This is a genomic window from Candidatus Vondammii sp. HM_W22 (assembly GCF_022530855.2).
Lineage (GTDB): Bacteria > Pseudomonadota > Gammaproteobacteria > Chromatiales > Chromatiaceae > Vondammii.
This window is the reverse complement of record NZ_CP099567.1, coordinates 3,193,962-3,218,921: the sequence shown is the minus strand read 5'-3', so window position 1 is coordinate 3,218,921 and position 24,960 is coordinate 3,193,962. Positions and strand designations below refer to the sequence as shown.

The window sequence follows — 24,960 nt, the reverse complement described above, 5'->3', positions numbered from 1 at the left end:
TTGTCGGTTTTTTAGAGGTTCCCATAACACTGAAAGAACCCAACACCTATCTGTTTCTGGCCGGTTTAGTATCCATGAGAGAAGCAATTGGATAAGGCCATCTCCCAGCAAGCAGGGTCGTCGGAGTTGTGGGCAGAGGCCAAACAACGGATGAGAATCGCTGGTTTGAGATGTTGTAGCGCTGAAATTAAGCACCCCATTTCTCACCAGAGAGTGAGAAATGGGGTAGTCAATCACAACCCGGCAAGCCAGATCATTACCGGCAGTGTCACAGTCGACAACAGTACTTGAACGGTGATCAGATTTGCCATCAGGGGTGCGTCACCGCCCATCTGCCGCGCCAGAATATAGGAAGAGGCCGCCGTTGGGACCGCCGCCGCTATAATGGCCACCGTCCGGGGCATTCCTTCTATGTCAAAGAGCCATGCGCCGATAAACATCAGGAGCGGCATACCCAGCAGGCGCATGGCAGCCCCGGAGCTGACCAAAAAGCGGTGATCCAGCACCAGACCGAATCTTAAACCGGCTCCAACCGTCAGCAACCCAAGCCCCAGGGCACCACCACCCACAATATTAAATACCGTGTAGGTGGGCTCCGGTAAACCAATTCCACTCAAGTTAAGTGCTGTGCCCGTAATGCAGGAAATAATGAATGGGTTGCGGATAAGGTTGTTCAGCAGACCACGAAGACTGCTCTCACGATTAGCGAACTTGGCCAACACCGAGACATTAATGATATTCAGCGGTGGAATGATCACGGCCATGGTGATCGCCATATAGGCAACACCTTCATCACCAAAGAGCAACCCGACAATGGAGAGTGCAATAAAGCCATGCCAGCGTGTCGTTCCCTGAAACAGGCTGGTAAACTCCGCAGCCGTCACATTAAATTGCTTTGACAACAGCGGATATAACAGTAGAACCAATCCGCTCATGGCAAAGATGGCAAACAGAACCATGCCAGAAAAGAGCGCCATCTCCGTCGTTCCCAATTTGGCAGTAGCAAGGGTTTTAATCAATAGCGCGGGGAACAGAACAAAATAGCAGAGGTTTTCAAATCCCGACCAGCTTTCGTCACTGAACAGTGAAGAGCACTTCAGCACTTCAGCACTTTACCAAGGGCAATGATCAGAATAACTGGGATCAGGGCATTAACAATCGAAAGCATATAAGAGCATCCGGCAGAAAGAATTGTAAGCGGTGGGACAAAATACGATCAGTGCTATCTTACAGATTCCAATTCTGGAAATCTTCAGCTGGCTGCCGTTATATTGTGGTCTTCACCAATCACCCATTCATAGACAGGACACAGTAAAACAGAAACCATGCACCTGATCTATTCAGAATGGTCAGCGGCCGCTCAAAAGTTTTGTGATTGAATGGAGTGGTCGCGCAAAATGCATAGAGCAGACGAAGCCGCGAATATAAAAGCAGGGAATTCCTCACAGGCCTCTACACTTTTTTGATAGTTTCCAAATAAAAAATTACAGAGTGATTACTCTTCCAATTCCGAAAGAATGGGAATCTAAAACAGGACTACCGACCAAGAAGGCAGGCCTGCCACTAACTATCTTTTGGTATTCCCGTTGGTTGCAGATACAAGTAGAAAAACAGCAATGACGACAATTGCAACCAGTGCGGGAGCGGTAAACGCACCAATGATCATGACATTATTATTCCTGTGTCATGGAATACTTGAAAGCGTTATAACATAAGTAATTACTAATGTAATTTGATAATTTGTACAACCATATATAATTGAGAAATCAATCTGATTGATGGTCAATGATTTATTAATTATTATAGTAAATAACAAGTAAAAAATTGATCAAAACCAGCTGTTTTCACTGCTAAACAGCTTCCCTACTCCTCAAGAAACCGTCCATGAATATACCACTTTTCCACACGATCAATACAGCACCGGCACTCGTCGCCCCCTTTTCACATGCAGCTGAAGCAGATGGCTGGATTTTTCTTACCGGCCAGATGGCGTGGAAGCACAAACCGATCGGGTGATGAAGAATCTTCAACTGGTTTTAAAGGGCTTGGACCTGTTACTGGAAAATACCGTCTCTATAAGGATTTTACTCACTGATCTCGAACGCAATTACCATGCTATGACTAAGACTTATCGCTGTTATTTTTCTGAATCAAAGCTGCCCCCGCACCTGTATTGGGGGTCACTGGTCTTGCTTTAAATACGCTAGTGGAGATTGATTTGATCGCCAAACGACCTTGGTGAGACTGCAAATGCCCATTGGGTGTCGCCAAGCACAGCTCAACAGCCGTCTCAGAACGCCGTTTTTCAGATCAGAAGCCAAGTCTCCTATATGCTACCAACTAATCATATTATTATGGCTGTAATGACCCGCTGCCGCTTATTACAAAGTGGCTAAGCTCATAATCTTGCTGCATATTCACTTCCTAGCCAATTTTGGGCTTGAATTTTTCGCATTTACGATCCCCACCACTCCCTCACAGTAACATGGCAAAAAATGGTTACGAGCCTCTTACGAATTTGCCCTGCTATTATTGGATTGTCCCGCCGCTAGGGTGAATGACGGCACAACTGCTGAATACAATTGTCGTTCAACAACCTCAGCAACTGCACTAGGCCCATACCCCACCGCCGCTAAATGGACCCAGCGGTGTAGGGTTTGCTACCACGCTTTCTTCATCCTCAAGAAAGCTTCAGTTGATTAAATATAGATTGAATCGACCAGCGTTCTCCATAGACCTCAATGATCTCTTCTGGGGTAAGACTCAGGCCTGTATGAGTCACAAATTGCTGTGCTAAGGCCAGCCATGACCATCTGCCATTCTGTAACCATTTGTAGTAACTGGTCCAATGGCTTCGCATATCCAGCATCAAATAGGGATCAGTTATAAAACCCGCAGATAAGCATCGAGCCAATAAGTAACTCAATGAAAGTACCGGCAGATTCTAGGGGTAGCGCTTTGCACAACAATGTTATCCAATGGGACAGCTCGCGGGGGATATTACCGTATTTTGTTGCGTTCATAGCGGTCTCCAGAAGCTCTATTCTCTTCTAAAGGCGCGGCAATGCTTGAACTGCTGCCATGTCAAGCTTTTTATGCGGTTTTCGGGTTTTATCCTCTTGAAACTCTAAACTCTAGATCAATGAATAAAGTAAATAAATTCGCGGAGACGGTAAAAAAACAGACTACAGTCACGTGTGGAACTTAATCCTGCCAAATCATGCAGATTGGAGGCGGTGCCGCTGCTCAGCACCTCGGTGCGAAGCGTTTCTGTTTTCTGGTGAAGATGAAATGTACTTCATCAGAATCTTCAGATGAAAAACTGTACCCGGCTTCGGAAAACGCCTTTAACTGGTCAGGTTCTTCCAGCCGATTTTGAATACAGAAGGCACTCATCATCCCCCTGGCCCGCTTGGCATACAGGCTGATGGCTTTATACACGCCATTTTTATAGTCCTTGAATATCGGCATGATTACCGAAGATTGAAGCTTCTGTTGATCCAATACTTTAAAGTACTCATTGGATGCTAGGTTTATTAAAATACCGCCCGCATCCTGTACATCCTTATCCACCAAAGGCGTTACCAGGTCCTGCCAGTACTCATAAAGGTTTTTGCCCTTTGGGTTCTCAAGACGGGCTCCCATCTCTAGGCGGTGGGCCTGGATCATATCCAGCGGACGCAATAATCCATAGAAGCCTGAAAGAATTCGCAGATGCTTTTGGGCAAACTCAAAGTCCCCCATTTCAAACGTGGCTGCATTCATTCCCGCGTATACATCCCCCTTAAAAGCGAGAATGGCCTGTTTTGCCACCTCTATTCCAGTGGCTGCTGTCCAGTTCTGATAGCGTGTGTAGTTAAGTTCAGCCAGATTATCGCTCAACTTCATCAACTGCTTGATTTCGGCTCTGCTCTTTTTCTGCATAATGGCGGCGATGGTTTCAGCCTCGGCAAGAAACTGGGGATTTGCCATACCGATTTCCGGCAGGGCATCTTTATAATCAAGTTTTTTTGCGGGTGAGATAACTAACAGCATATTAATATCGGACTATTTGTCCGTGCCTCCATTTTCACGGTCAATGATAAACATGCCTGGACTCTGGCAGAGTAGGCATTACCTCAGGGCGGTTGGTATTTACATGCCAGGGCAGATTCACAACCCAATAGACCATCTCTGTAATATTTTCCAGCAGCAGAGGCTCGATACCCTCATAGACTTTATCCGCTGGTGCTGCATTCCCACTGAAGCGGACCAGTGAAAACTCAGACTCTGCCATTCTAGGTTCAATATTGGTTACCCTTACCCGGGTACCACTCAGGTCCGCATTCAGGTTGCGGGAAAACTGTTTATTAACCCGGCAGCCAAATATACTTACTATGTTAAATTGCATCCAAAAGTGGCCCACCTAATCAAGCCGGATTATGACTTATTTCTTGGGTTTTCGCTTGGTTTTTCTCTCCGTATTGCGGGTTTTGATGATATGGCAGTGATGGGTCAGTTGACCAAGCAGTGCAGTCATCTTTTCATCACCAAAGAGATTCGACCATTCAATGAACTGACATTGATGGTAATAATGACGTGGATGCGTCTGGATTGCCCCCCGAATACTAGACCAGTGGTATGTTAGGTTTTCCTCTACCTGAGGAGGACCAGGATGAAGAAGGGACATTTTTCAGATGAGCAGATCGTGGCTGTACTGCGCGATGCAGAGGCAACAACGGCCGTAGCGGCAGCACGCAAACACGGCGTATCGGAGCAGTCAATCTACCGTTGGCGCAACAAGTATTATGCCGGGATGGAAGTTTCAGATGTGCGGGAGCTAAAGCGAGTCAAGGATGAGAACATGCGGCTCAAAAAGCTGCTAGCAGAACGTGACCTGGAAGTAGAGGTCATGAAGGAGATACAAGCAAAAAAGTGGTGAGCCCCCGCGCGAAGCGCGCCATGGCATTGTTTGCTATTGAGCGGGGCCTTAGCCAAAGGCGAGCAAGCTGGCTTTGTACGACACCGCGATCGGGGCTTCATTATAGTTCAAAACGAGAACGTCGTGACCGGCATCTGTCGGCCGCGTTGCGTGTAGTGGTGCGGGAGGATCCCAGTTGGGGCTATCGTTTATCAGGCGCCTATCTGCGGCTCAGAGGTTGGCAGGTAAACAACAAACGCGTATATCGACTCTGGCGGCTTAATGGCCTGTGTTTGCCGCCTTATCGCCCTCGACGGAAGATTCGCACTGGGGTAAAACTGGAGGGATTGGCGCTACGACGGAATGATGTGTGGGCATGGGATTTCGTACATGACCGCTATCATGACGCAGAGCCTCTGCGGTGCTTGACGGTCAAGGACGAAGCAACCGGTTATTGCCTGGCGATCAAAACTGGTCGATACCTACAGAGTCAACACGTGAAAGCGGTGCTACGTGAATTAATCATTCGCTACGGAATTCCCCGAGCCATTCGCAGCGACAACGGAGCTGAGCTGTTGGCCCCCTCGTACTGCGCGAGGAACTGGAAAAGGATGATATTAAGCTAGCCAATATTGAACCGGGAAAACCCTGGCAAAATGGCAGCAATGAAAGCTTCAACGGCATTTTCCGCAAGGAGTGTTTAAATGCAGAGATATTTGGTAGCCTGACCGAAGCCAGAGTTGTTATTGAACAGTGGCGTTGCCGATATAATGAGCGGCGACCCCACAGTTCACAACACTACGTCACGCGAGAGATGGCGTATTTTGGATTACGTGAAATGCGGAGAGCCTAACACGCCAAGTGGCCATAGAATGGGGGCATTTCACGTCCATACAGCTTGCTGAGAAGATGGAATAACAAAGCACCACCTGCCTAGCTAAAGGGAAGATAACCCGGTTCACCAGGAGTCACGAGATCCGCATGCATCAACCTGTTAGCCATTGGTCCCTGCTTACCGGGTTGTTTCTCCTGCTCCAGCAGTTTAACCAGCTCAATAGTCGATAAAAAGCGAATAGGCTTATGATGGTGGTGAAGGCCTGCACCGTGATTATAGTCGCCAGGAGGGGTTTATCGGTACCAGGGCCCACAAAAACGATGCTCTGGGCCTCTTCTATAAATTCGCAGTGATGCAGTGCAGTAATCAGTTCTTCGTTTACCTGACTTTGGATAAAATCAAAGCCTGCCAGCTTCATTTGATATTGAATAGAACGCACTTCTCGTTCAGCGACTTCGGCTTTGAGTCATTGCTGCAGTATGGGTTCTGCTTTGCTGTAAGCAGATGAAGCTTGCTCAGACAGCTCTGCAATGCTTTGCGCCATACCGTGGAGTTTTAGTAACTTCATGGTTGCTATCGTGGCATCAACGGACATGGCGTTTCCCCCGTAAGTGATCATAACGGCCTGTATCGGCTTTGGGCTTCTTTACCAGCGTGAGTTCAGGACGCGCTTGAGCAATGCCGGTCTTGGCTTACCCAGACAGCTAATAACGTGCTGTTTAGAAGGGCTGCCACTGGTCAGTGCAGTGGTAATGGCCTGTTCTAGCTTGCGTTCATCATGTTGCAGCATTGACCATATCCCGGTTGTCACCGGGATGCTTGAGCCGTTGTTTTTGTAGTTTGCGGAAGCTCTCTGGCATTCCTGGAAGGGTGTTCCATTGCGCAACGCACCGGGCTTACGCTGCAGTACCGACGGGTAGTGATGCTAGTCATAGATTGTTTGTCCCTTTTGGCTGTGATCTCGTGTGAACATACGCTGATGTTCTGCAATCACCTTCTCCTCTGCAATCATCACCAATCTATGGGCATCAACATGTAAGCTGGTGGGCGATTGGTAAAAGAAGCGGGTACACTGTAACGACTGTTATCAAAGATAATCAGGCAGGTGGATAAGACCCGCTTACTGTGTTCTATATATCCGTCAAAGGGCGCAGGAATCGACATCAGGCGAACAACTTCGTCCTGCCAAGCATCGGCAATTGTGCTGTCTTTGTACTCAGAATGATAGATCTCTTACCATAAGGCCTTATAGCACTAGCCAGAGAGTTATAGTCAAATCTGGTGTTTAGCCAGTTGAATCAAGCGGTGACCTGATCGACTCTTGCTACCTCAACACCCTCTTTAAATTTGATTCCGGTTATCACCTTCGCCAGATAATCGAAACCCCGTAATCGTCTCCACGTCTTCTCGGCACACAGGCCGAGTTTGAACATCATGTGTAGCATGCCGTCACGCGATAGGCAGCCCTTGGAACGCCTGGTTCGATGGCGGATTGTCCCGAAGGTGGATTCAATCGGATTGCTGGTCCGAATGCTCTGCCAGTGCTGCGCAGGAAATTGATAGAAAGCCATCAGTTCCTCTCGGTCTTTGTGCAGACAGATGGCAGCCTTCGGATACTTTGGCTCATACGTTTTGATAAACAGATCAAAGGCCTTTTCTGCATCGGCCTGGGTCTCCGACTGCCAGATGTTATGCAGTGCCTGCTTCGCTTTCGGCTGAGCTGACCTTGGCAGGCAGTTCAGCACGTTCATGGTCTTGTGCATCCAGCAGCGCTGCTGACGCGTCTCCGGATACACTTCCTACAGCGCAGCCCGGAATACCATGGCACCGTCACTGATCGCCAATTTTGGCGGGGTCAGTCCGCGTGACTTCAGTTTCAACAGTACCTCCCTCCAGCTGTGTGGATTCCCGCACACCATTTTCAATTGCCAGAAAATGCTTCTCACCACGCTCATTCATGCCGATCACCACCAGGGCACACAGCTTCGTCTGCTCTGCTCTCTGTCCGCTGTAGACACCGTCTGCCCACACATACACCCAATGGCCCTTATCCATGCGCTCCTCGCACCAGCTCCGATATTCTTCTGCCCAGACCTGCTTCAGACGCGATACTCTGCCCGCCGACAAGCCTGTTGCACCCGGAACCACCAGCACTTTCAGGGCTTCACCCATCTCTCCACTGGAAATCCTCTTCAGGTAGAGCCACGGCAGTGCCGCTTCCAGTGACTTCGTCTTGCGTACATACGGCGGCACCAGAGCTGATCGGAACGTCACCGGCTCGCCGGTCTTCGCGCGAACTTTGGGGATCTTGACCGTGACCGGCCCCAATCCTGTCTGCAGTTTACGAGCTGGCAGGTGACCATTACGCACCACACCCGCCTTGCCATCCTCTGTCCGTCGCTCGACGTGCTCCGCCAACAGCTCCAGCAGCTCGGCCTCCACCGCCTGGCAGATCAACTGCTCTGCACCGCTTCTCGGCAACTCTGTCAGCGGATCGATAATCGTATCTCGAACTGCCAGCTTAACAACGTTATTCTTACTCATGGTGGCGTATCTCCAATGGTTGTTTTGATGTCTCGCAACAACAAATCAACCAGATACCCCGCTCTTTTTCAATTCCTTTCAAACAACACTTTCAGTTATAACTCCTAGCCAGATGTTCAGCACATCAATATCCGCAAATGCCGACGCCTGATGCCAGAGGCGATAGCGGGAGTCTCGAACATTTTTTTCTATCCAGCCCTTCTCCCAGCCTGCGACTGAGTTACAAACGATGAAATGGCTGGCCATGACCTTGAAGCGGGTATTGAGTACACGCCTCTTACCGCGACGGACCTTATCAACAGCGGTCTTCATAGTGTCGTAGATACCACGCTCCAGCACACCGCCGGGCGCCCTGAAGGCCGGGTTGTGCGCATCAAAGATGCATCTCCTGGATTTGGGGGATAAGCGCGCAGAAAGAAAGCACGGCGGCTACTGAGCTTGAACCGGGCAATCTGTCACTTGGTGCTTTTGCCACCCAGAACAACGTAGCCCTCGCTCCAATCAAACTGAAAAGCTTCTCCAGCAAAGGCCAATAGTACCTAGGCGCCGCTACTGGCGAACACGTGAAGCTTTCCTGCTGTTGCGCCCGCCAATCTCTGGCAAAAGTAGCGACACGGTCATAAGAGCCGGTATAGAACCAGCGGCACCAGATTATAAGCTATAAGACAGTCATTTTAGTGATAATCGCTGTTTGCGTTTACGCCGTGCCTCCCGATGCAGCCAGCTGGTCAGAGTCACACGTGGGTCAATTTTCGGTGCAAATGATGGTGGTTAGGGGGGCATTTTTGGATGCAATTTAACAATGGAGTGATAACAAATGCCGCCAGAAGGATGTTGAAGCCTGTTGGATCATGAAGCGTGGAAAAAAACACTATGGGTACAAAAAAAATATCGGCATAGACCGGAAGCACAAGGTCATTCGCAAGTATGCCATCGCATCAGCAGAAGTTCTGCGATGGCTAGGTCTCCAGGAACTGCTGGATGAGAACAATAGTAATGGAAGTGCCTGGGCCGATTCTGCTTACCTCAGTCTGGCGCGCGTTCTCGATTTGTACGATTCGCTGATGGCTCTTGTCTAGTTAATTGTCGATTACGGTAGGCTTTCTTCTGGGTAAAATCTTTGGCCTTTGGCGCATGCTTGGTCAGTTTATCTCTCTGTCCTGCATAAGTAGAATTTCCTCGTACGCGTATTTCGTTTCCATGCAACAAAATACCTGCGAGTCATGAACATTGGCCGGTGTCAGAGCAATTGAGTGGATCAGTTTGGTTTTGCTGCCTACGACAATATGGGTCTTCATGCCAAAGTACCATTGATTGCCTTTGCGGGCTTGATGCATATCTGGATCACGGCTTTTCTCTTTGTTCTTCGTTGAACTTGGCACATTGGTTATTAGTTGGTGTCAATGAACGGGATGAGAAGCATTTTCTGGCGATAGAAGATGGTGCCCGGGAGTCCACGCAGAGCTGGCATGAAGTCCTGCTGAAGTTGAAATCACGTGGAATGAACAGTCTGGCACTGGCTATCGGTGATGGTGTCTGGATCGGCTTGGAGGAGACCTACCCGGAAACCCGTCAGCAACGCTGCTGGATGCATAAAACGGGTCATGTGCTCAATACTTTGCCCAAGTTATTACAGCCAAAAGCCAAGCAGGCGTTGCACGATATCTGGCAAGCCGATACTCGGGATAATGCAGAGAAAGCCTTGGAGTTGTTTGTGAAAGCGTACGAGTCAAAATATCTGACGGTAAAGAATGTGCTCAGTTCAAGAAAATTGAAGAGGCCACAGGCATGAATGTTTACTTTTCTGATCCTTACCCCCCTGGCAGCCGGGCACCAATGAAAATACCAATGGGCCGCTACGTCATTACTCTCCTAAAGGGATCGATTGGCAAAAAGATCACTGATCTAATGCTTGCAACGGTGGTGGAAAAGTTCAACAATCGACATTGGAAATGCCTCAATTATCAGACGCATAGTCTTTACGAACTGAAAAGCACAGGTGATGCACTTACAACTTGAATCCCACCTTGGGTAAGGTTAGCGGGAAATCGAATTATCATTCTAAATATGGGCGGATAATTAGATCTAAAAGGGACTAGATCCTCAGTCTGATACTTCAGGAACGATTATCTACAGGGGTGTTGGGCGTTGGTGTATTCTCTGTTGCAGGCCTGCAGTAGGCTGCTTAATCGCTCGGCCAAATGCTCAGGAATCTGATGCCAGCCGACTTGCCATGCCCAGTTATGTTGATTAAGACTTCCCGGTAGATTCATTCTCGCTTCAGACCCCAGCTCCAGCAGGTCCTGCATTGGCAGGATGGCAAGTTTTGCATTGCTGCTCAAGGCAAGTTCAATTAACCCCCAGGGCATCCTCGTTTCTGCCGGGTTGGTGTAGCCGCCGACTCTCTCTTTTGCATCGTCAGGCAGATCATCGTACCAGCCGACGGTCGTATCATTGTCATGTGTGCCGGTATAGACGACAAACTCCATGCCTATATTGTCGGGCAGATAAGGGTTGTCTGGATTTCCATCGAAAGCGAACTGAAGAATCTTCATTCCAGGAAGTTCGAATTGGTCACGCAGAGCGGTCACCTCTTCTGTGATTGTCCCCAGGTCTTCAACCACTATGGGGAGTGGATTAAAATGGGTATCTAATGCCTCAAACAGTGCCTCTCCCGGCGCTTCCACCCCGCGTCCTGTTTCGGCAGTCTGGCTTGCAGCGGATATTTCCCAGTAGGCTTGAAAACTGCGGAAGTGGTCAATCCGAAGCAGATCAAACCGATCAAATTGTGTTTCTAACTGCTCTATCCACCAGCTGAAGCCATCTGCCTGAATGGCCTCCCAATTGTAGAGTGGGTTGCCCCAGCGCTGACCGGTACTGGAGAAGTAGTCAGGCGGCACGCCTGCCACAACACTCGGTCTTCCTTGTTCGTTGAGCAGAAAATAGTTGCGATGAGTCCAGGCGTCGGCACTGTTTTCGGCGATAAATATGGGTGTGTCACCAAACAGACGTATCCCTTTTACATTGGCGTACTGCCGGAGGGCCTGCCATTGGCTGAGGAAAATAAATTGGCCGAAAGAGTGGAATCGGATCTCCGCTTCCAGGCCAGATTCAGCCTGGCGAATAGCCTCTGGATTCCGATCCCGGAGAGGCTCTGGCCACTCCCACCAGGGTGCATCGTTATGCTCTGCTTTAAGCGCCAGAAACAGTGCATAATCCTTGATCCAGTGGGCATGAAGTTGCTCGAATCTGCTGAGCTTGTCCTGTGCATCTTTAGCAGAATTTTGATCAACGCTATTCCAGGCTTGGCGCAGTGCAATAGTTCGGTCGGGAAAGTTGTTCTTGGTAGGTATTGATTCAATCCAGCCGGACTTTACCAGCATTTCAGGACTGATGAGCGCCGTGTTTCCAGCGTGAACTGACAGGCATTGATAGGGTGAAAGCCCGTGGGATGGTTGGCCAAGCGGTAGCATTTGCCAGTAGCTGAATTTGCACTCGGTAAGAAAATCGACAAAACGATAAGCATCACTCCCCAGATCGCCGCTTGGCAGCGATGTGGGATGGAGCAGCACCCCGGCGCTTCTTTGATCTATCGCTTTTGGGGTGTTGTCAGTGATCATCCATCGGCCTGCCCGGCCCGCATCACGCCACCCACTGTGGGGTCGCCAGAACCTCGTGATATCACCTGATGCAATACGTCAGGAACAGGCACCCCTAATGTTTTGTAGAGGTTGGAGAGGTGCAGGCGGTAGATCTCATCAAAGTCACTGACCGCACCTTCCGGATTGTAGTCACCAAACCACCAGGCCCAATCCGAAGCCTCACAAATAGCCAGCTCCTGTTCAGCTTTTACCACGGTTTTCTCATCCAGCTGCCCTGCATTGATGACTTCATCAAATGCCTGTTTGGCATCGGCCAGCAGTTCCCAGGCGCGGTTTTTACCCGGGTCACCTATCCAGGTGGAGAAAGTGCCATGAACCCAGCTACCTGCAGTAATCTTGGCTAGCTTATGTTCGGCAGGGTGTGTAGTCAGGTGTTTTTTGTAGGTGGTCAGGTTCAGGTTTGGGTGTACGGCCAGGTGTTTGTATAGCCCGTTGAGAAAGTAGTATCCGTTGTAGGGATAGGTCTCCCAGGCGTTTTCTCCATCCAGGATGATGGATACGATAGCGTCTGGCTGGTCCGCTGTTTTTACCGCAATGTGTTCCAGGTGCGATATCAGATTGGCCACTGCATTGTCGGCATGCCAGCGGGCATATTCAAAGCCGATCAGGTCAGAGAGGCCATCATCCCGGAAGAAGCAGGCGATGTCACTCTTTGGTGCCAGATAGGATTGGTATAGCCAAATCTTGTCAGGTACCGATTTTTCTTCATCATTCAAACTGTTAATTAAGACGTTTTCACCGGTTGCTGCCCATTCCAGGCCATGCTCTCCAAGCAGTTGCAGACTCTTTTCACAGATCCCTCCCTCGGCGGGCCAGCAGCCAGTAGGTTTGAATCCGAAATAGCGTTCAAAGCAGGCTATTCCTTGGTCGATATGCCAGTGGGCGCGCACTTTTCCACCAGGGTATTTCTCGGCATCGGGGAGGACGATGTCCGGCCATGCTTGGCGGGCTGATCCGAAATCCAGCAGTAGCGGCATGATGGGGTGTGAATAGGGGGTGAAGGATAGCTCTGCCTGACCGCGCACGGCCAGCGCTTTGTAGCGATCGATTAGCCCTGAGAGCAATTTACTGATAACATAAAAGAGCTGGTGGCGATCATCCGGAGTAAAGAATTGTCCCTTCTCGATCAGTTGGATGATACGCTCATTTTTACGGCGCACTGTCTCGCCAATCCAGACCAGGTGATACCAGACCAGCAGATCGGCAATGAACTGGTTGGAGAGATAGTTACTGCGCTCCGATAGGGTTTCGGGGTCACCAATCATCCGGGTAAGTTGCTGGAATTCCTTATACCGTCCAATGGCGTGCTCTTCATTGGCACGGATGCAACTGAGGACCAATGCCGACCGCTTCTCAGCATTCTTGGGGAATTTTCCCGTTGCCAGGGCATTTAGCAGGGGGTCCTTAACCAGTGTCCCATCTTTTAGATAGCGTTGGGTCTGCTGGGCGTAGTCATCGATCTGCTCCAATAGCGTGGGCGAAAAGTTGACCACGCTGCATGCATTCGGGCAGGCTTCAAGATGGGCTGCCATATCCACGTAATCTTTTATCGCGTGGAGGTAGGTCCATGGCAGCCGGTAATCTCCATTGCTCTGATCTTTATAGTGTGGTTGGTGCATATGCCAGACGAGCACTACGTCGAGTTTTTTCTTACACTGCATGGTGGATATTCTGCCCCAGCATATTCGGAGTGACAAGTACTACGCCATTTTCTGAAACATGGAAGTGCCGGTCATCGCTTTCGGGGTCACACCCAACTGAAAGGCCGTTGGCAATATAGCAGCCCTTGTCGATGACCGCGTTATTGATATGACAGTCCTTCCCTATCTCGACATCAGGCAGAATGACCGAGTTCTCAACATTGGAGCCTTCATTCACAACCACGTTGGAGAAGAGCAGTGAGTGCTTTATAGAGGCACCGGAGATAATGCAGCCGCCTGATACCATGGTATCGGTCGCGGTGCCACGTCGGCCATCGTTATCAAAGACAAATTTTGCTGGGGGGAGCTGGGCCTGGTGGGTCCAGATAGGCCAGTTTTTATCATAGAGGTTAAGCTCAGGTGTCACGCCGATCAGCTCCAGGTTCGCCTCCCAGAAGGCGTCGATTGTACCTACATCACGCCAGTAGATCTTTCCTCCTGTCTCCGGGTCACGGAATGGGAAACCAACTACTTTATATCGGCTGACAATATGAGGGATGATGTCATGACCAAAATCATGGCTGGATTTTGGCTCGCTGGCATCTCTTATCAGCTGCTCATAAAGGAAATTGGCATTGAATATATAGATACCCATGGATGCCAGCGCCTTGTCGGGCCGGCCGATCATCGGTTCCGGGTTTTCTGGTTTTTCTTTAAATTCCACCACTCTTGAGTTGTGATCCAGGCTCATAACACCAAAAGACTTTGCCTCCTCTAGAGGTACTTCGATGCAGCTGACCGTCATGTCTGCATCGTGCTTGGCATGGTGGGCGAGCATCTTACCATAGTCCATTTTATAGATATGGTCGCCTGCCAGTATCAAAATATACTGGGGTCCGTGGTGGCGCAGAATATCCAGGTTCTGGAAAACCGCATCCGCCGTGCCGGCGTACCAGGACTCTCCCATGCGCTGGGAGGCTGGCAGTATCTCAACATATTCACCAAATTCACCGCGAAGGAATGACCAGCCATTACTCAGGTGCTGCAGCAGTGAGTGTGCCTTGTATTGGGTCAGTACTGCGATTCGTCGGATACCGGCATTGATGCAGTTGGAGAGTGGAAAATCGATAATACGAAACTTCCCGCCAAACGGAACGGCCGGCTTGGTTCGCCAGGCAGTGAGTTGTCTAAGTCGTGACCCTCGTCCCCCCGCCAGTATTAATGCCAGGGTGCTTTTGGTCAGTGGACTGATATTGCATTGAGATTCTTTCATGGTTACGACTCATGCTGAAGGTGGGATAATGTGAGGTTTTCTGCCGGCGAGCAGGGCTGCGCCCAGGATGCCTGCCTGGTCGGCTGATGAGGATCTGCTGATCTGCGTTTTGGTGTGCAGTGGCTCGAACAGGTCTCTATCCAGTTGTTGGTTGCAGTGCGGTTCCATCCATCTCCATGAGCTGCTGACTCCACCTCCGATAACGATATCGGTCACATCCAGGATCTTAACCAGATGTGCCATTGTCTGTCCTACAGCGTACCCGGCTGTTTTAAAGCAGGCAAGGGCATCGCCATGACCTGCCTCAGCTAAACCTGCGATCTCTGTCGCATTCAGCTGGTTTCCAGTGAGTTCTGCGAAGCTGATGCTTAAGCCTGTGGCTGAAGCATAGCGCTCAACACACCCCCTGTTTTCCGCATCCGCAGGGGCGGCCTTGAGGTTCAATCACGATATGCCCTATCTCCATGGCCATGCCGTGAGTCCCTCTGTAGGGTTCTTTCATTGAGGATCAATCCACCGCCGATCCCTGTGCCCAAACCAATATAGATCATATGCTCTGGCTGGTCCGGGTGGCAGTTGAACTCCCCCCAGGTGGTAGCCAAGGCGTCGTTTTCCACCCGGATCTCTGCGTCAAAATGGCGCGCCAGGGGCGTGGCGATATCGGCGTTGTTCAGCCCTGGCAGGTTTGGCGAGGAGAAAATCACGCCGCTGTCACCATCCACGTAGCCGGGTAGCGATAGACCGATTGCCTCGATTTTAGAGTCGGCATTTTTCTGGATTGTGGTGATGCTTTCAGTGAGTACCTCAACCACCAATTCCAGGGCCTGTTCCGGTGAAGCCTGGGCGCAGCGGGTCGACAGGTCGGCATTAACTCTGTACTCGGCGATTACCTTTCCATCGCGGACCAAGCCCGCACGTAGGGTTGTCCCTCCAAGATCTACGCCCACCAGTAGTGGTTCTGGATTACTCACTGAGGCCGTGCTGTTTGCAGTAGTTGATCAGGCCATTGGTGGAGGCGTCATGATTGGTTGTATCATCGCTTTTTTGCAGTTCCGGCAGTATCCCCCTTGCCAGTTGCTTGCCCAGCTCAACCCCCCACTGGTCAAAGGAATTGAGGTTCCAGATGACACCCTGGACAAACACCTTGTGCTCATAGAAGGCGATCAGCATACCTAGCGTTTTTGGCGTGAGTTTGGAGAACAGAAAGGTGTTGGTGGGGTGGTTGCCGTCAAACAGTTTGTGGGAAACCAGTTTCTCCAGCGCCTCGCCTTCCAGTCCGGCAGCCTCCAGTTCCGCTCTTACCTCCTGTTCGGTCTTGCCGCGCATCAGCGCTTCGGTCTGGGCAAAGAAGTTGGAGAGAAGAATGGAGTGGTGATCGCCTAAAGGGTTATGGCTTTCAACCGGAGCCAGATAATCCACGGTTATCAGGGGTGTGCCCTGGTGCAGCAGCTGGAAAAAGGCATGTTGCCCATTGGTTCCCGGTTCACCCCAGACCACATTGCGTGTCTCATAATCGACTCGCTCTCCATCCCGGGTAACGCTTTTGCCGTTGCTCTCCATCTCCATCTGTTGCAGGTAGGCGGGGAAGCGGTGCAGGTATTGATCGTAGGGCAGGATAGCATGGCTCTTGGCGCCGAGAAAGTTGATGCACCAGATCCCCAGCATCCCGACGATAACCGGCATATTCTGTTCCAGCGGCGCGGTGCGGAAATGCTCATCCATCCGGTGTGCCCCTGAGAGCAGCTCTTCAAACCGGTCCATGCCGACAGACAGGGCAATAGGCAGACCAATGGCGCTCCAGAGCGAGTAGCGCCCCCCAACCCAGTCCCAGAACTCGAACATGTTACAGGTATCTATGCCGAATTTTTCAACTTCCCTGCTGTTGGTGGAGACGGCGACAAAATGCTTGGCGGTAGCGCTTTCATCAGGCGCTGCTCTCATCAGCCAGTCTCTGGCACTGTAGGCGTTGGTCAGTGTTTCCTGGGTAGTGAAGGTTTTGGAGGCGACGATGAACAGCGTGGTCTCCGGGTTTAGTCGCTTCAGGGTTTCCGAGGTCTGGGTGCCATCGACATTAGAGACGAAATGGACATCAATACCCTCTGTGGCATAGGGCCGGAGTGCTTCTGTCACCATCACCGGGCCCAGGTTTGACCCACCGATGCCGATATTGACCACATCGGTAATCCGCTTGCCGCTGAACCCCTGCCAAGTGCCGTCGTGGATCTCGTTGCAGAACTCTCTCATCTGCTTCAGCACGGCGTTGACGGCAGGCATTACATCCTTGCCGTCCAGCAGAATCGGCTGGTTGGAGCGGTTGCGCAGTGCCACGTGGAGAACGGCTCGGTTCTCGGTGGTATTGATGCGCTGGCCGCGGTACATCTTCTCGATCCAGGAGGGTAAATCCTGCTCTCTGGCCAGCTCAATCAGTTGCTGCAAAATGGTATCGTCGATGCGGTTTTTCGAATAGTCGAGGAGGAGTTCATCCAGCTCAATGGAGAACCGGTCGAAGCGTCCAGGGTCCTGATCAAACAGATCCCGCATATGGATATTATTGACGGCTTGGCTCTGTTCTTTGAGCTTGATCCAGGCGGTTGTCTCCGTCAGTTTCATACCTACGCCCCGATTTTTCTTGATGATTTAACGATAGATCTTACACGATTGCGGCCCTGATTTGTTAAAGTAGCCCTTTATGCCAGCCATAATGGGGATACAGGGCGGGTATATTTTTTGGTTTATAAGGAAATTCATATACTCATCTCATCTCTTTGGGCCCTTCGTGGTAATATTCAGGATGATCAGCTGAACGGCTATCTACCCGGTTCATACTGGTACTCTTTCAAAGTGATCCTGGTAGAGTACTGGACAATAATGACAGTTCTTATTGAACTACCCTTGATGCACGACCAAGTTGCTTCCGTGCAGCAGGAATGGGGCTAAAAATGATAAATACCAATGCGTTGTCTCCTGACCTGATTCGGATTGCCGAAGCCCGGCATCACGACCCTTTTCAAGTTCTTGGCAGACACCTTCATGGTGAACAGGAGAAGGTGACACTATTTCTCCCGGGTGCCACCAAGGCGGTGATTGTTGAAACAGGAGACGAGCTGAAGCGTATCGAAGAGAGCGACTTTTTTGTCTGGCAGGGTGCTTCAGATGTGATGCCAGAGCGCTATCAGATAACCGCCACCTATCCCGGTGGTGCTCAGCACACAACGTATGATCCCTACTGTTTTCCGCCCCAGTTGGGAGATCTAGATCTGTATCTGTTTGGCGAGGGAAACCATCACCATGTCTATCGCTTTATGGGGGCGCATCCCGATACGGTTGAGGGGATAGAGGGTGTTCTGTTCGCTGTCTGGGCTCCCAATGCGGAGCGTGTCAGCGTCATTGGTGATTTCAACCAGTGGGATGGTCGGCGGCACCCGATGCGGACTCGTGGCGGCGGCGGTGTCTGGGAGCTGTTTATCCCCGGCTTCGCCAGCGGTGACATCTACAAATATGAGATACGCAATCGGGGGCATGGCACGATTCTGCAGAAGAGTGACCCCTATGCCCAACAGAGTGAGATGCGGCCAAAAACAGCCTCCCAGGTGCCTGTTTCCACCGCCTATGCCTGGGGTGATGACCCCTGGCTGAAGCAGCGAAGCGAAGCCGACTGGCTGAAAGCGCCGCTCTCTGTGTATGAGGTCCATCTCAGCTCATGGCGGCGCAACGAAGAGCGAGAGGGTGGCTTCCTGAGTTACCGGGAGTTGGCAGAACAGCTGGTCGACTACGTGAAGCAGCAGGGTTTTACCCATATCGAGTTATTGCCCGTGATGGAGCATCCTCTGGATATCTCCTGGGGCTATCAGACCACCGGCTATTTTGCCCCATCCCGGCGCTTTGGCCTGGCGGATGAGTTCCGCTATTTTGTTGATCACTGCCACCAGCAGGGCATTGGGGTGATTCTGGATTGGGCACCGGGGCACTTTCCCCGTGACGCATTTGCCCTGGCGGAGTTTGACGGTGTCCCTCTCTACGAGCATGAAGACCCAAGACTCGGCGTTCACCCGGATTGGGGAACGCTGATTTTCAATTATGGCCGGAACGAGGTGAGAAACTTCCTCATCGGCAGCGCTGTTTACTGGCTGGATGAGTTTCATATCGACGGCCTGCGGGTTGATGCCGTCGCCTCCATGCTTTATCTGGATTATTCCCGGGAACCCCACGACTGGATTCCCAATATCCATGGGGGTAATGAAAATCTGGAAGCGATTGCTTTCCTGCAACAGCTCAACAAGATTACCCATGGTGAGTATCCCGGTACTTTAATTATCGCCGAAGAGTCCACCACCTGGCCCGGTGTCACCCGTCCGGTTGAGGTTGGCGGGCTGGGATTCAGCATGAAATGGAACATGGGGTGGATGCACGACACCCTGGAATATATCAGCAATGAGCCGATCCATCGCCAGCACCACCATGGCATCCTCACCTTCGGCATGCTCTACAACTACACCGAGAACTTTGTGCTCCCCTTCTCCCATGATGAGGTGGTTCATGGAAAGGGTTCCATGGTGCGGAAAATGCCGGGCGATGAGTGGCAGCGCTTCGCAAACCTGCGTCTGCTTTACGCCTATATGTGGGCCTACCCGGGTAAAAAATTGCTCTTTATGGGGTCTGAATTTGCCCAGGGAACCGAGTGGAACTGTGAAAAAGAGCTGGACTGGTATGTGCTGGAGTATGCGAATCACAAGGGGATGCTGCAACTCATAGCTGATCTGAACCGGCTCTACAAAGAGCTGCCGGCGCTCCATGAGCTGGACTTTTACAACGAAGGGTTTGAGTGGATTGATTGCAATGATGCGCAACAGTCGGTGATCAGCTTTCTGCGTAAAAGCGGCGATCAGCAGTTGGTTGTTGTGGCCAACTTTACCCCGGTGCCGAGATATGATTACCGGATTGGTGTACCCGAGGCCAGCGCTTACAGAGAGGTGCTGAACAGTGACTCGGCGCGCTACGATGGCAGCAATGCCGGTAATGTGGATCTCGTGCCGGTGGATAACGAGGCGTGTATGGGGCGCCCGTGTTCTGTGGCCCTTACCTTGCCGCCACTCTCGTTGCTGATCCTGATGCCGGAGAAGGGGTAGTGGCTAAAAAGCTCAAAGTACTCTTTGCGACTTCCGAGACTCACCCCCTGATCAAGACCGGTGGCTTGGCTGATGTGAGCGGAGCCTTGCCTGCCGCACTGAACGGGCTGGACCTGGATGTCCGTATCCTGATTCCCGGCTACACCCGGGTGCTGGAGCAGATGGAGCTAGAAAATGCACTGAAGGTCGACCTGCTCTATACCCCAGGCGGTGCTGTACGACTGCTTGAGGGGAAGATGCCCGGCCAGGGTTTTCCTGTCTATGTCGTCGATCACGCCGGTTTGTACCATAGAGATGGCGGTCCTTATCAGGGTGCCGCAGGTCATGAATGGGCGGATAATGCCCTGCGTTTTGGCACCCTCTCCTATGTGGCAAATCTGCTGTCAGAACAGGCCAGCCCGCTGGATTGGCAACCGGATATTCTGCACTGCAATGACTGGCAGACCGGGCTGGCGCCTGCCTACCTGCACTACTCGGCAACGCCGCGAGCTCGCACGGTCATTACCATTCACAACCTGGCCTACCAGGGCGTCTTCGACATCAAGCTGGTGGATTCTCTCTGGTTGCCACCGGAGGCGGTCCGGGAGATCGAAGGGGTGGAATTTCATGATCAACTCTCTTTTCTGAAGGCCGGATTGCGATTTGCCGACAGTATCACCACGGTGAGTCCAACCTATGCTCGGGAGATTCAGGACCCGTTCTTCGGTTGCGGCCTCGAAGGGCTGCTACAGCACCGATTCGACCGGCTTGAAGGTATATTAAATGGTATAGATACCGCTGACTGGGACCCCCGTGCCGACGCCCATCTGGTTAAAAACTACACCGCCAGAACACTCAGTAACGGGGTTGAAAACAAGCGTGCGCTGCAGCAGGAGTTAGGGCTGGCGCAACACCCGGATGTGATGCTGCTGGGGGTGATCAGCCGCCTAGCAGACCAGAAAGGGCTGGATCTGTTTGCCGATATCGTGCCTGAACTGCTCAATGACGGTGTGCAGATATGTCTTCTTGGCTCGGGTGATCCGGTACTCGAAGGGCGCTTCAGTGAGTTTGCACACAAACATCTTGGCCAGTTCGCCACCTATATTGGCTATAACGAAAGATTGGCTCACCGCATGGAAGCCGGTATAGATGCCTTTATCATGCCCTCACGCTACGAGCCATGCGGTCTGAATCAGATGTACAGTATGGCCTATGGCACGCCGCCAATCGTACGCCATACTGGTGGGCTGGCCGATTCAGTTGTGGATGCGGGGAGTCTGGAGAATATGCAGTCTGACGCAACAGGTTTTGTCTTTGAGCATGCTGATGCCGGCGCCTTGTTGCATGCTATCCGGCGGGCACAAGCGTTTTATGCCGATCTGGACAAATGGCACAAAATCCAGCGCAATGGTATGGCTTGCGATTTCAGTTGGAACGCCAGCGCGGCCCATTATGTGGAGCTTTATGAGGAGCTGCTTCGATCCTGACCTTACACTCCATCAGACGGCTCCAGCGCTTCATTAGTTTCTATTTGGCAAAATAGCATCGCCAGATTTTTGATGCGGAGCTGATTTCGGTGCCCCAGAATGGGGGATTCAAGTTGCAAGTGTATCACCTGTGCTCTTCAGAAAGACTCCGTTGAGTGTCTGATAATTGAGGCATTTGAGAGGTCGGTTGTTGAACTTTTCCACCACCGTTGCAAGCATTAGATCAGTGACCTTTTGCCAATTGATTTCTTTAGGAAAGTAATGACGTAGCAGTCCACTGGTATTTTCATTGGTGCCCTATTGCCAGGGGGTGAGCCCCTACCAAAAACTGTACAGGGCATTCTTATAAAATTCCGGCCTTAGAGTGCTTCTCCCGGAATTCATCCGGCGTGAAGTTTCCCAGTGATGTATGAGGTCGAAATGTATTGTAATCATGGCGCCAGCTTTCAATCTTTTTTTGCGAGCCTGTAAAGTTTTCTGTGTAACTGCCCGGGTTAAATATATTCCGCTAAGCGTTCTTCGAACTCAATCATAAATCTATTCAGTGCTGGTTTCCAATGACGGATCGGCATTGTCCATTTTTTCGATGCGGCCTGGATTACCAGATAGATTACCTTCTTTGCCGAGTCATCGGTTGGAAATAATTTCCGTTTTTTTGACCACTTTGCGAATGACACTGTTCAGTGACTCAATGGCGTTGGTTGTGTAGATCACCTTTCGTATGTCCTCCGGGTAGTTGAACAGCGTGTTCAGGTTCTCCCAATGGGCACGCCAGGAGCGGCTGATCCTGGGGTACTTGTTGTCCCATCGGTCAGAGAATTTATCCAGCGCCAATAAGGCTTCTTCCTCGGTGATGGACTGGTAAATCTTTTTCAAATCAGCCGTGACAGGCTTGTAGTCTTTCCAAGGCACCTACTTCATCGAGTTCCGTACCATATGCACGATACAGAGCTGGATCTGGGTATCCGGAAAGGCCGTGTTGATGGCATCAGGAAAGCCTTTTAAGCCTTCGACACAGGCAATCAAAATATCCTTCACACCGCGGCTTTGAAGCTCTGTCAATACGTTCAGCTAGAATTTGGCCCCCTCATTCTCCGATAGCTACATCCCTAATAATTCCTTGTGGCCTTCCAGGTTAACGCCCAGAGCGAGGTAAATCGCTTTGTTGATCACTTTCTTGTCTTGCCGGATTTTAACGACAATGCAGTCCAGATAAACAATAGGATAAATCGCATCCAGGGGGCGAGATTGCCATTCAACAACCTGTTCGATAACTGCATCAGTGACTTTGGATATGAGTGTGGCAGAGACATCGGCCCCATACATCTCCTTGAATAAAGCTGCCCGCTCTATCTCGCGGGGTATCCAGTTCAAACTGGCCATCTTTCGTTTGCAAGGTCTTGCTGGTAGTGCCGTTGCGGCTATTACTCGCTTCGGATTGTTGATGCTTGGCAAAGCCAAGATGATCAGCCAGTTCAGCATTGAGTGCTGCCTCGAACGTGATCCTGGTCAGCATTTGCCGAAACTCGTTGAGATCTTCTTCAGTCTCGGCCAAATTATCGACTACAGTTAACGCTCTGATTCGTCGCCCGTTGAACAGTTGATCGGCGAAAAGATCCATACTCCAGCACTGATCAATATGAGAGAGCTCCGGCCTGTCCATCCGGTGTGCGGCGGCAACTCGACGCCTTGGTCGTTTGCGCCTTAGATTCAGGCCCTCCTCACGATAGATGCGCAACACACGCTTATGATTTACCCGTCAGCCTTCACGCTGCAATAGAGTATGAATGCGTTGATAGCCATAACGAACATGGTATTTGGCAATTTCACATATCCGGAATCGTAAAGCCGGATCATCATGCTTCCTGCTTTTGTAGCTATAATTGCTGCGGCCCATCTGAATGACTGCACAGGCCCGGCGGTCACTAACCCGGTAACTGCCCTGGAGAAAAGTAATTAAACGTCGACACCTGGCCGTCTTCAGCGCTTTTTTCGCACACGACATCCTGAAGCATCTGCTTTATAGGAGACGATTTTCGTCCTCCTGCTTTCAGCTTAACGGATTTGCCAGAATTCTCTAATTTAGATCGGTACGGTTTTCAGAGAGGAGGTCATTTTCTTGGGCTGAGCTCGGAAGGTAAGATACCCGATGCTAAAATAGTTTGGGTATATCGTGAACGCCTGAAAGAACCGGGCCTTGTTGACAAACTCTTTTCAGAGCTGTTGATCCAGATTGATGCAGCAGGCTTCAGTGTTAGCAAGGGACAGATTGTAGATTCCGCTATCGTTCCAGTACCCAGGCAACATAATACGCGAGAAGAAAATAGGCAGATCAAAGCCGGGGATAGCACTGAGATATGGAGTGATAACAAACGCCGCCAGAAGAATGTTGAAGCCCACTGGAACCATGAAGCATGGCAAAACCCACTATGGGTACAAAAACCACATCAGCATAGACCGGAAGCACAAGGTCATTCGCAAGTACGTCATCACATCAGCAGAAGTTGACGAGATAGCCGGGTCTTCGAGGAACTGCGGGATGAGAACAACAGTAATGGCAGCGTCTGGGCCGATTTTGCTTGCCGCAGTCAGATTCATCGCAAGCCGACAGGCAAACGCCCTTTGAATGAACGGGAGCAAGAGGCAAACCGAAAACGATCAAGAGTTCGGGCTCGAGTTGAGCACGTGTTTGCCCAGCAGGCCAATCGACTGGTGCGTAGCATCGGGCAAGCCAAGCCGGCGGGAAGATTGGTATGATAAATTTGGTGTGCAACATGCATCGATTGGTGTAGCTGGCCGGATAAAGCAAGCCATGGATATTGATGTTGCCAGAAAAATGAGCGTGAAAATACTGGGCTCTCCGGATTTGCCAGAGACTATTGGCCTTTGTCGGGTTTTTAGAGGTTCCCTTATCAGGTCTACATTTTTCCACGTCATACCCGTTGCCACACGTTGCCCGGATGCTAGAATGAAGCGAATAGCCAACTTGATAGTGTCGTGGGCTGACCAATCATCCAGCCCTTTGAGCAGTGTAGTTATCTTAGCCGGGTTAAGCACACTCTTGACCGGGGTATTTCTTTAGTGCCTAGCGCACTTTACCTAAGCCCAGAATGGGGTTTGATTTAATATGGCTACGCTGTACGGCGAAGCTACTGCGCTAACAACTGCTTGACCTTTGAGAGCAACAATTTTCGCTCCTCGATTTACGACAGCATCTAGCAACGCTATATAGTCCTTGCGAGTAATGTCTTCTAAAATCGGTTCTTCCCCTAATTGAGTGGGTAAATCAACGTGCCCCCCTATGAGAGATAAAGATCTATACGTCACGTCCAAATCCTGGGTATCAAGAGTCCCTTGGCAGGTTAGAGTTGGCTCTGTCAGAGGGAAAGGTAACGGTACACGTTGGGCAGGAGGTAGGTGCCAAGCAGTGTTGTTTAACCTCTGTCACCGGACTATGACTCACGGAAGCGCCGCTGGCGGCACCTGGACACCTGCCAGTACAAAACTATTTTGG

At 50.8% G+C, this 24,960-nt stretch carries 19 protein-coding genes and 11 pseudogenes; 11 read left to right on the top strand and 19 right to left on the bottom strand.

Annotated features, from left to right (window positions below; all coding sequences use genetic code 11):
• Nucleotides 1-233: 233 nt before the first annotated feature.
• Complete coding sequence (locus tag MN084_RS18215; protein WP_330178227.1) at nt 234-1,103, bottom strand: AEC family transporter; 870 nt, start codon at nt 1,101-1,103, stop codon at nt 234-236.
• 781 nt (nt 1,104-1,884) lie between these two features.
• Between MN084_RS18215 and MN084_RS18210 the strand changes: the two are divergent.
• A pseudogene (locus MN084_RS18210) lies at nt 1,885-2,242 on the top strand (RidA family protein).
• Nucleotides 2,243-2,779: 537 nt separating this feature from the next.
• On the opposite strand, the pseudogene MN084_RS20130 reads toward MN084_RS18210, so the two are convergent.
• From MN084_RS20130 to MN084_RS18190, 4 genes and pseudogenes are all read right to left on the bottom strand, one after another.
• Nucleotides 2,780-3,023: pseudogene (locus MN084_RS20130) on the bottom strand (IS701 family transposase); the annotation flags it as partial.
• A 223-nt stretch (nt 3,024-3,246) separates the two neighbouring features.
• A complete protein-coding gene (gene yaaA, locus MN084_RS18200; protein WP_241085477.1) occupies nt 3,247-4,035 on the bottom strand; it encodes a peroxide stress protein YaaA in 789 nt (262 codons plus the stop codon).
• A gap of 40 nt (nt 4,036-4,075) precedes the next feature.
• On the bottom strand, nt 4,076-4,390 hold the full coding sequence (locus MN084_RS18195; RefSeq protein ID WP_445083860.1) for a hypothetical protein: 315 nt from the start codon (nt 4,388-4,390) through the stop codon (nt 4,076-4,078).
• A 36-nt stretch (nt 4,391-4,426) separates the two neighbouring features.
• Nucleotides 4,427-4,555: pseudogene (locus tag MN084_RS18190) on the bottom strand (ATP-binding protein); the annotation flags it as partial.
• 99 nt (nt 4,556-4,654) lie between these two features.
• Between MN084_RS18190 and MN084_RS18185 the strand changes: the two are divergent.
• The 3 genes from MN084_RS18185 to MN084_RS20125 are packed head-to-tail and all read left to right on the top strand — an operon-like array spanning nt 4,655 to nt 5,753.
• Entirely contained in the window at nt 4,655-4,921 is a 267-nt protein-coding gene (locus MN084_RS18185; protein WP_241085478.1) for a transposase, read from the top strand.
• 20 nt (nt 4,922-4,941) lie between these two features.
• A complete protein-coding gene (locus tag MN084_RS18180; protein WP_330178226.1) occupies nt 4,942-5,526 on the top strand; it encodes a DDE-type integrase/transposase/recombinase in 585 nt (194 codons plus the stop codon).
• Nucleotides 5,490-5,753, top strand: a complete 264-nt coding sequence (locus MN084_RS20125; protein ID WP_445083988.1) for an integrase core domain-containing protein — start codon at nt 5,490-5,492, stop codon at nt 5,751-5,753. Before MN084_RS18180 ends, MN084_RS20125 begins: the two co-directional genes overlap by 37 nt.
• A gap of 83 nt (nt 5,754-5,836) precedes the next feature.
• Here MN084_RS20125 and MN084_RS18175 read toward each other — a convergent pair.
• The 4 genes and pseudogenes from MN084_RS18175 to MN084_RS18160 all read right to left on the bottom strand — a co-directional run.
• Nucleotides 5,837-6,330: pseudogene (locus MN084_RS18175) on the bottom strand (ATP-binding protein); the annotation flags it as partial.
• Between the two features lie 51 nt (nt 6,331-6,381).
• Nucleotides 6,382-6,621, bottom strand: coding sequence for a hypothetical protein (locus tag MN084_RS18170; protein WP_330178225.1), 240 nt, complete (start codon nt 6,619-6,621; stop codon nt 6,382-6,384).
• 412 nt (nt 6,622-7,033) lie between these two features.
• Nucleotides 7,034-8,279 (bottom strand): annotated as a pseudogene (locus MN084_RS18165) (IS256 family transposase).
• 78 nt (nt 8,280-8,357) lie between these two features.
• Entirely contained in the window at nt 8,358-8,591 is a 234-nt protein-coding gene (locus MN084_RS18160) for a hypothetical protein (protein ID WP_330178224.1), read from the bottom strand.
• A 539-nt stretch (nt 8,592-9,130) separates the two neighbouring features.
• Here MN084_RS18160 and MN084_RS20120 point away from each other — a divergent pair.
• Nucleotides 9,131-9,358 carry a transposase gene (locus tag MN084_RS20120; RefSeq protein ID WP_241085482.1) on the top strand — a complete coding sequence of 76 codons (228 nt, stop codon included), beginning with the start codon at nt 9,131-9,133 and terminating at the stop codon, nt 9,356-9,358.
• On the opposite strand, the pseudogene MN084_RS18150 reads toward MN084_RS20120, so the two are convergent.
• A pseudogene (locus MN084_RS18150) lies at nt 9,336-9,670 on the bottom strand (transposase); the annotation flags it as partial. The gene MN084_RS20120 and the pseudogene MN084_RS18150 sit on opposite strands and share 23 nt — an antisense overlap.
• Between MN084_RS18150 and MN084_RS18145 the strand changes: the two are divergent.
• Nucleotides 9,667-10,017, top strand: a pseudogene (locus MN084_RS18145) (transposase); the annotation flags it as partial. The pseudogenes MN084_RS18150 and MN084_RS18145 overlap by 4 nt on opposite strands.
• 388 nt (nt 10,018-10,405) lie before the next feature.
• Here the strand turns inward: MN084_RS18145 and malQ are convergent.
• The 6 genes and pseudogenes from malQ to pgi all read right to left on the bottom strand — a co-directional run bounded on the left by malQ (nt 10,406) and on the right by pgi (nt 17,464).
• Nucleotides 10,406-11,899: a 4-alpha-glucanotransferase gene (malQ, locus tag MN084_RS18140; protein ID WP_241085484.1), complete on the bottom strand. Its 1,494-nt coding sequence runs from the start codon at nt 11,897-11,899 to the stop codon at nt 10,406-10,408.
• Nucleotides 11,896-13,602 (bottom strand): glycoside hydrolase family 57 protein, encoded by a 1,707-nt coding sequence (locus tag MN084_RS18135; protein ID WP_241085485.1) that lies wholly within the window; start codon nt 13,600-13,602, stop codon nt 11,896-11,898. Before MN084_RS18135 ends, malQ begins: the two co-directional genes overlap by 4 nt.
• Nucleotides 13,592-14,854 (bottom strand): glucose-1-phosphate adenylyltransferase, encoded by a 1,263-nt coding sequence (gene glgC / locus MN084_RS18130; RefSeq protein ID WP_241085486.1) that lies wholly within the window; start codon nt 14,852-14,854, stop codon nt 13,592-13,594. Before glgC ends, MN084_RS18135 begins: the two co-directional genes overlap by 11 nt.
• A gap of 9 nt (nt 14,855-14,863) precedes the next feature.
• Nucleotides 14,864-15,320, bottom strand: a pseudogene (locus MN084_RS18125) (ROK family protein).
• On the bottom strand, nt 15,295-15,825 hold the full coding sequence (locus MN084_RS18120) for an ROK family protein (RefSeq protein ID WP_320416351.1): 531 nt from the start codon (nt 15,823-15,825) through the stop codon (nt 15,295-15,297). Before MN084_RS18120 ends, MN084_RS18125 begins: the two are co-directional and overlap by 26 nt.
• Nucleotides 15,818-17,464, bottom strand: coding sequence for a glucose-6-phosphate isomerase (gene pgi, locus MN084_RS18115; RefSeq protein WP_241085487.1), 1,647 nt, complete (start codon nt 17,462-17,464; stop codon nt 15,818-15,820). The genes MN084_RS18120 and pgi overlap by 8 nt, the downstream gene beginning before the upstream one ends.
• A gap of 329 nt (nt 17,465-17,793) precedes the next feature.
• On the opposite strand from pgi, the gene glgB reads away from it, so the two are divergent.
• Both glgB and glgA read left to right on the top strand, forming a co-directional pair.
• Complete coding sequence (gene glgB / locus MN084_RS18110) at nt 17,794-19,980, top strand: 1,4-alpha-glucan branching protein GlgB (RefSeq protein WP_241085488.1); 2,187 nt, start codon at nt 17,794-17,796, stop codon at nt 19,978-19,980.
• Nucleotides 19,980-21,446, top strand: a complete 1,467-nt coding sequence (glgA, locus tag MN084_RS18105) for a glycogen synthase GlgA (protein WP_330178223.1) — start codon at nt 19,980-19,982, stop codon at nt 21,444-21,446. The genes glgB and glgA overlap by 1 nt, the downstream gene beginning before the upstream one ends.
• Nucleotides 21,447-21,789: 343 nt before the next feature.
• Here the strand turns inward: glgA and MN084_RS20115 are convergent, their stop codons facing one another.
• The 3 genes and pseudogenes from MN084_RS20115 to MN084_RS20110 all read right to left on the bottom strand — a co-directional run.
• Nucleotides 21,790-21,897: an integrase core domain-containing protein gene (locus MN084_RS20115; RefSeq protein WP_445083987.1), complete on the bottom strand. Its 108-nt coding sequence runs from the start codon at nt 21,895-21,897 to the stop codon at nt 21,790-21,792.
• Between the two features lie 43 nt (nt 21,898-21,940).
• A pseudogene (locus tag MN084_RS18100) lies at nt 21,941-23,001 on the bottom strand (IS256 family transposase).
• Nucleotides 23,002-23,283 (bottom strand): annotated as a pseudogene (locus tag MN084_RS20110) (IS3 family transposase); the annotation flags it as partial.
• A gap of 227 nt (nt 23,284-23,510) precedes the next feature.
• Here MN084_RS20110 and MN084_RS18095 point away from each other — a divergent pair.
• From MN084_RS18095 to MN084_RS18085, 3 genes and pseudogenes are all read left to right on the top strand, one after another.
• A complete protein-coding gene (locus tag MN084_RS18095; protein ID WP_241085490.1) occupies nt 23,511-23,954 on the top strand; it encodes a hypothetical protein in 444 nt (147 codons plus the stop codon).
• A 114-nt stretch (nt 23,955-24,068) separates the two neighbouring features.
• Entirely contained in the window at nt 24,069-24,203 is a 135-nt protein-coding gene (locus tag MN084_RS18090; protein ID WP_277400114.1) for a hypothetical protein, read from the top strand.
• Between the two features lie 684 nt (nt 24,204-24,887).
• Nucleotides 24,888-24,950: pseudogene (locus tag MN084_RS18085) on the top strand (hypothetical protein); the annotation flags it as partial.
• Between the last annotated feature and the right edge of the window lie 10 nt (nt 24,951-24,960).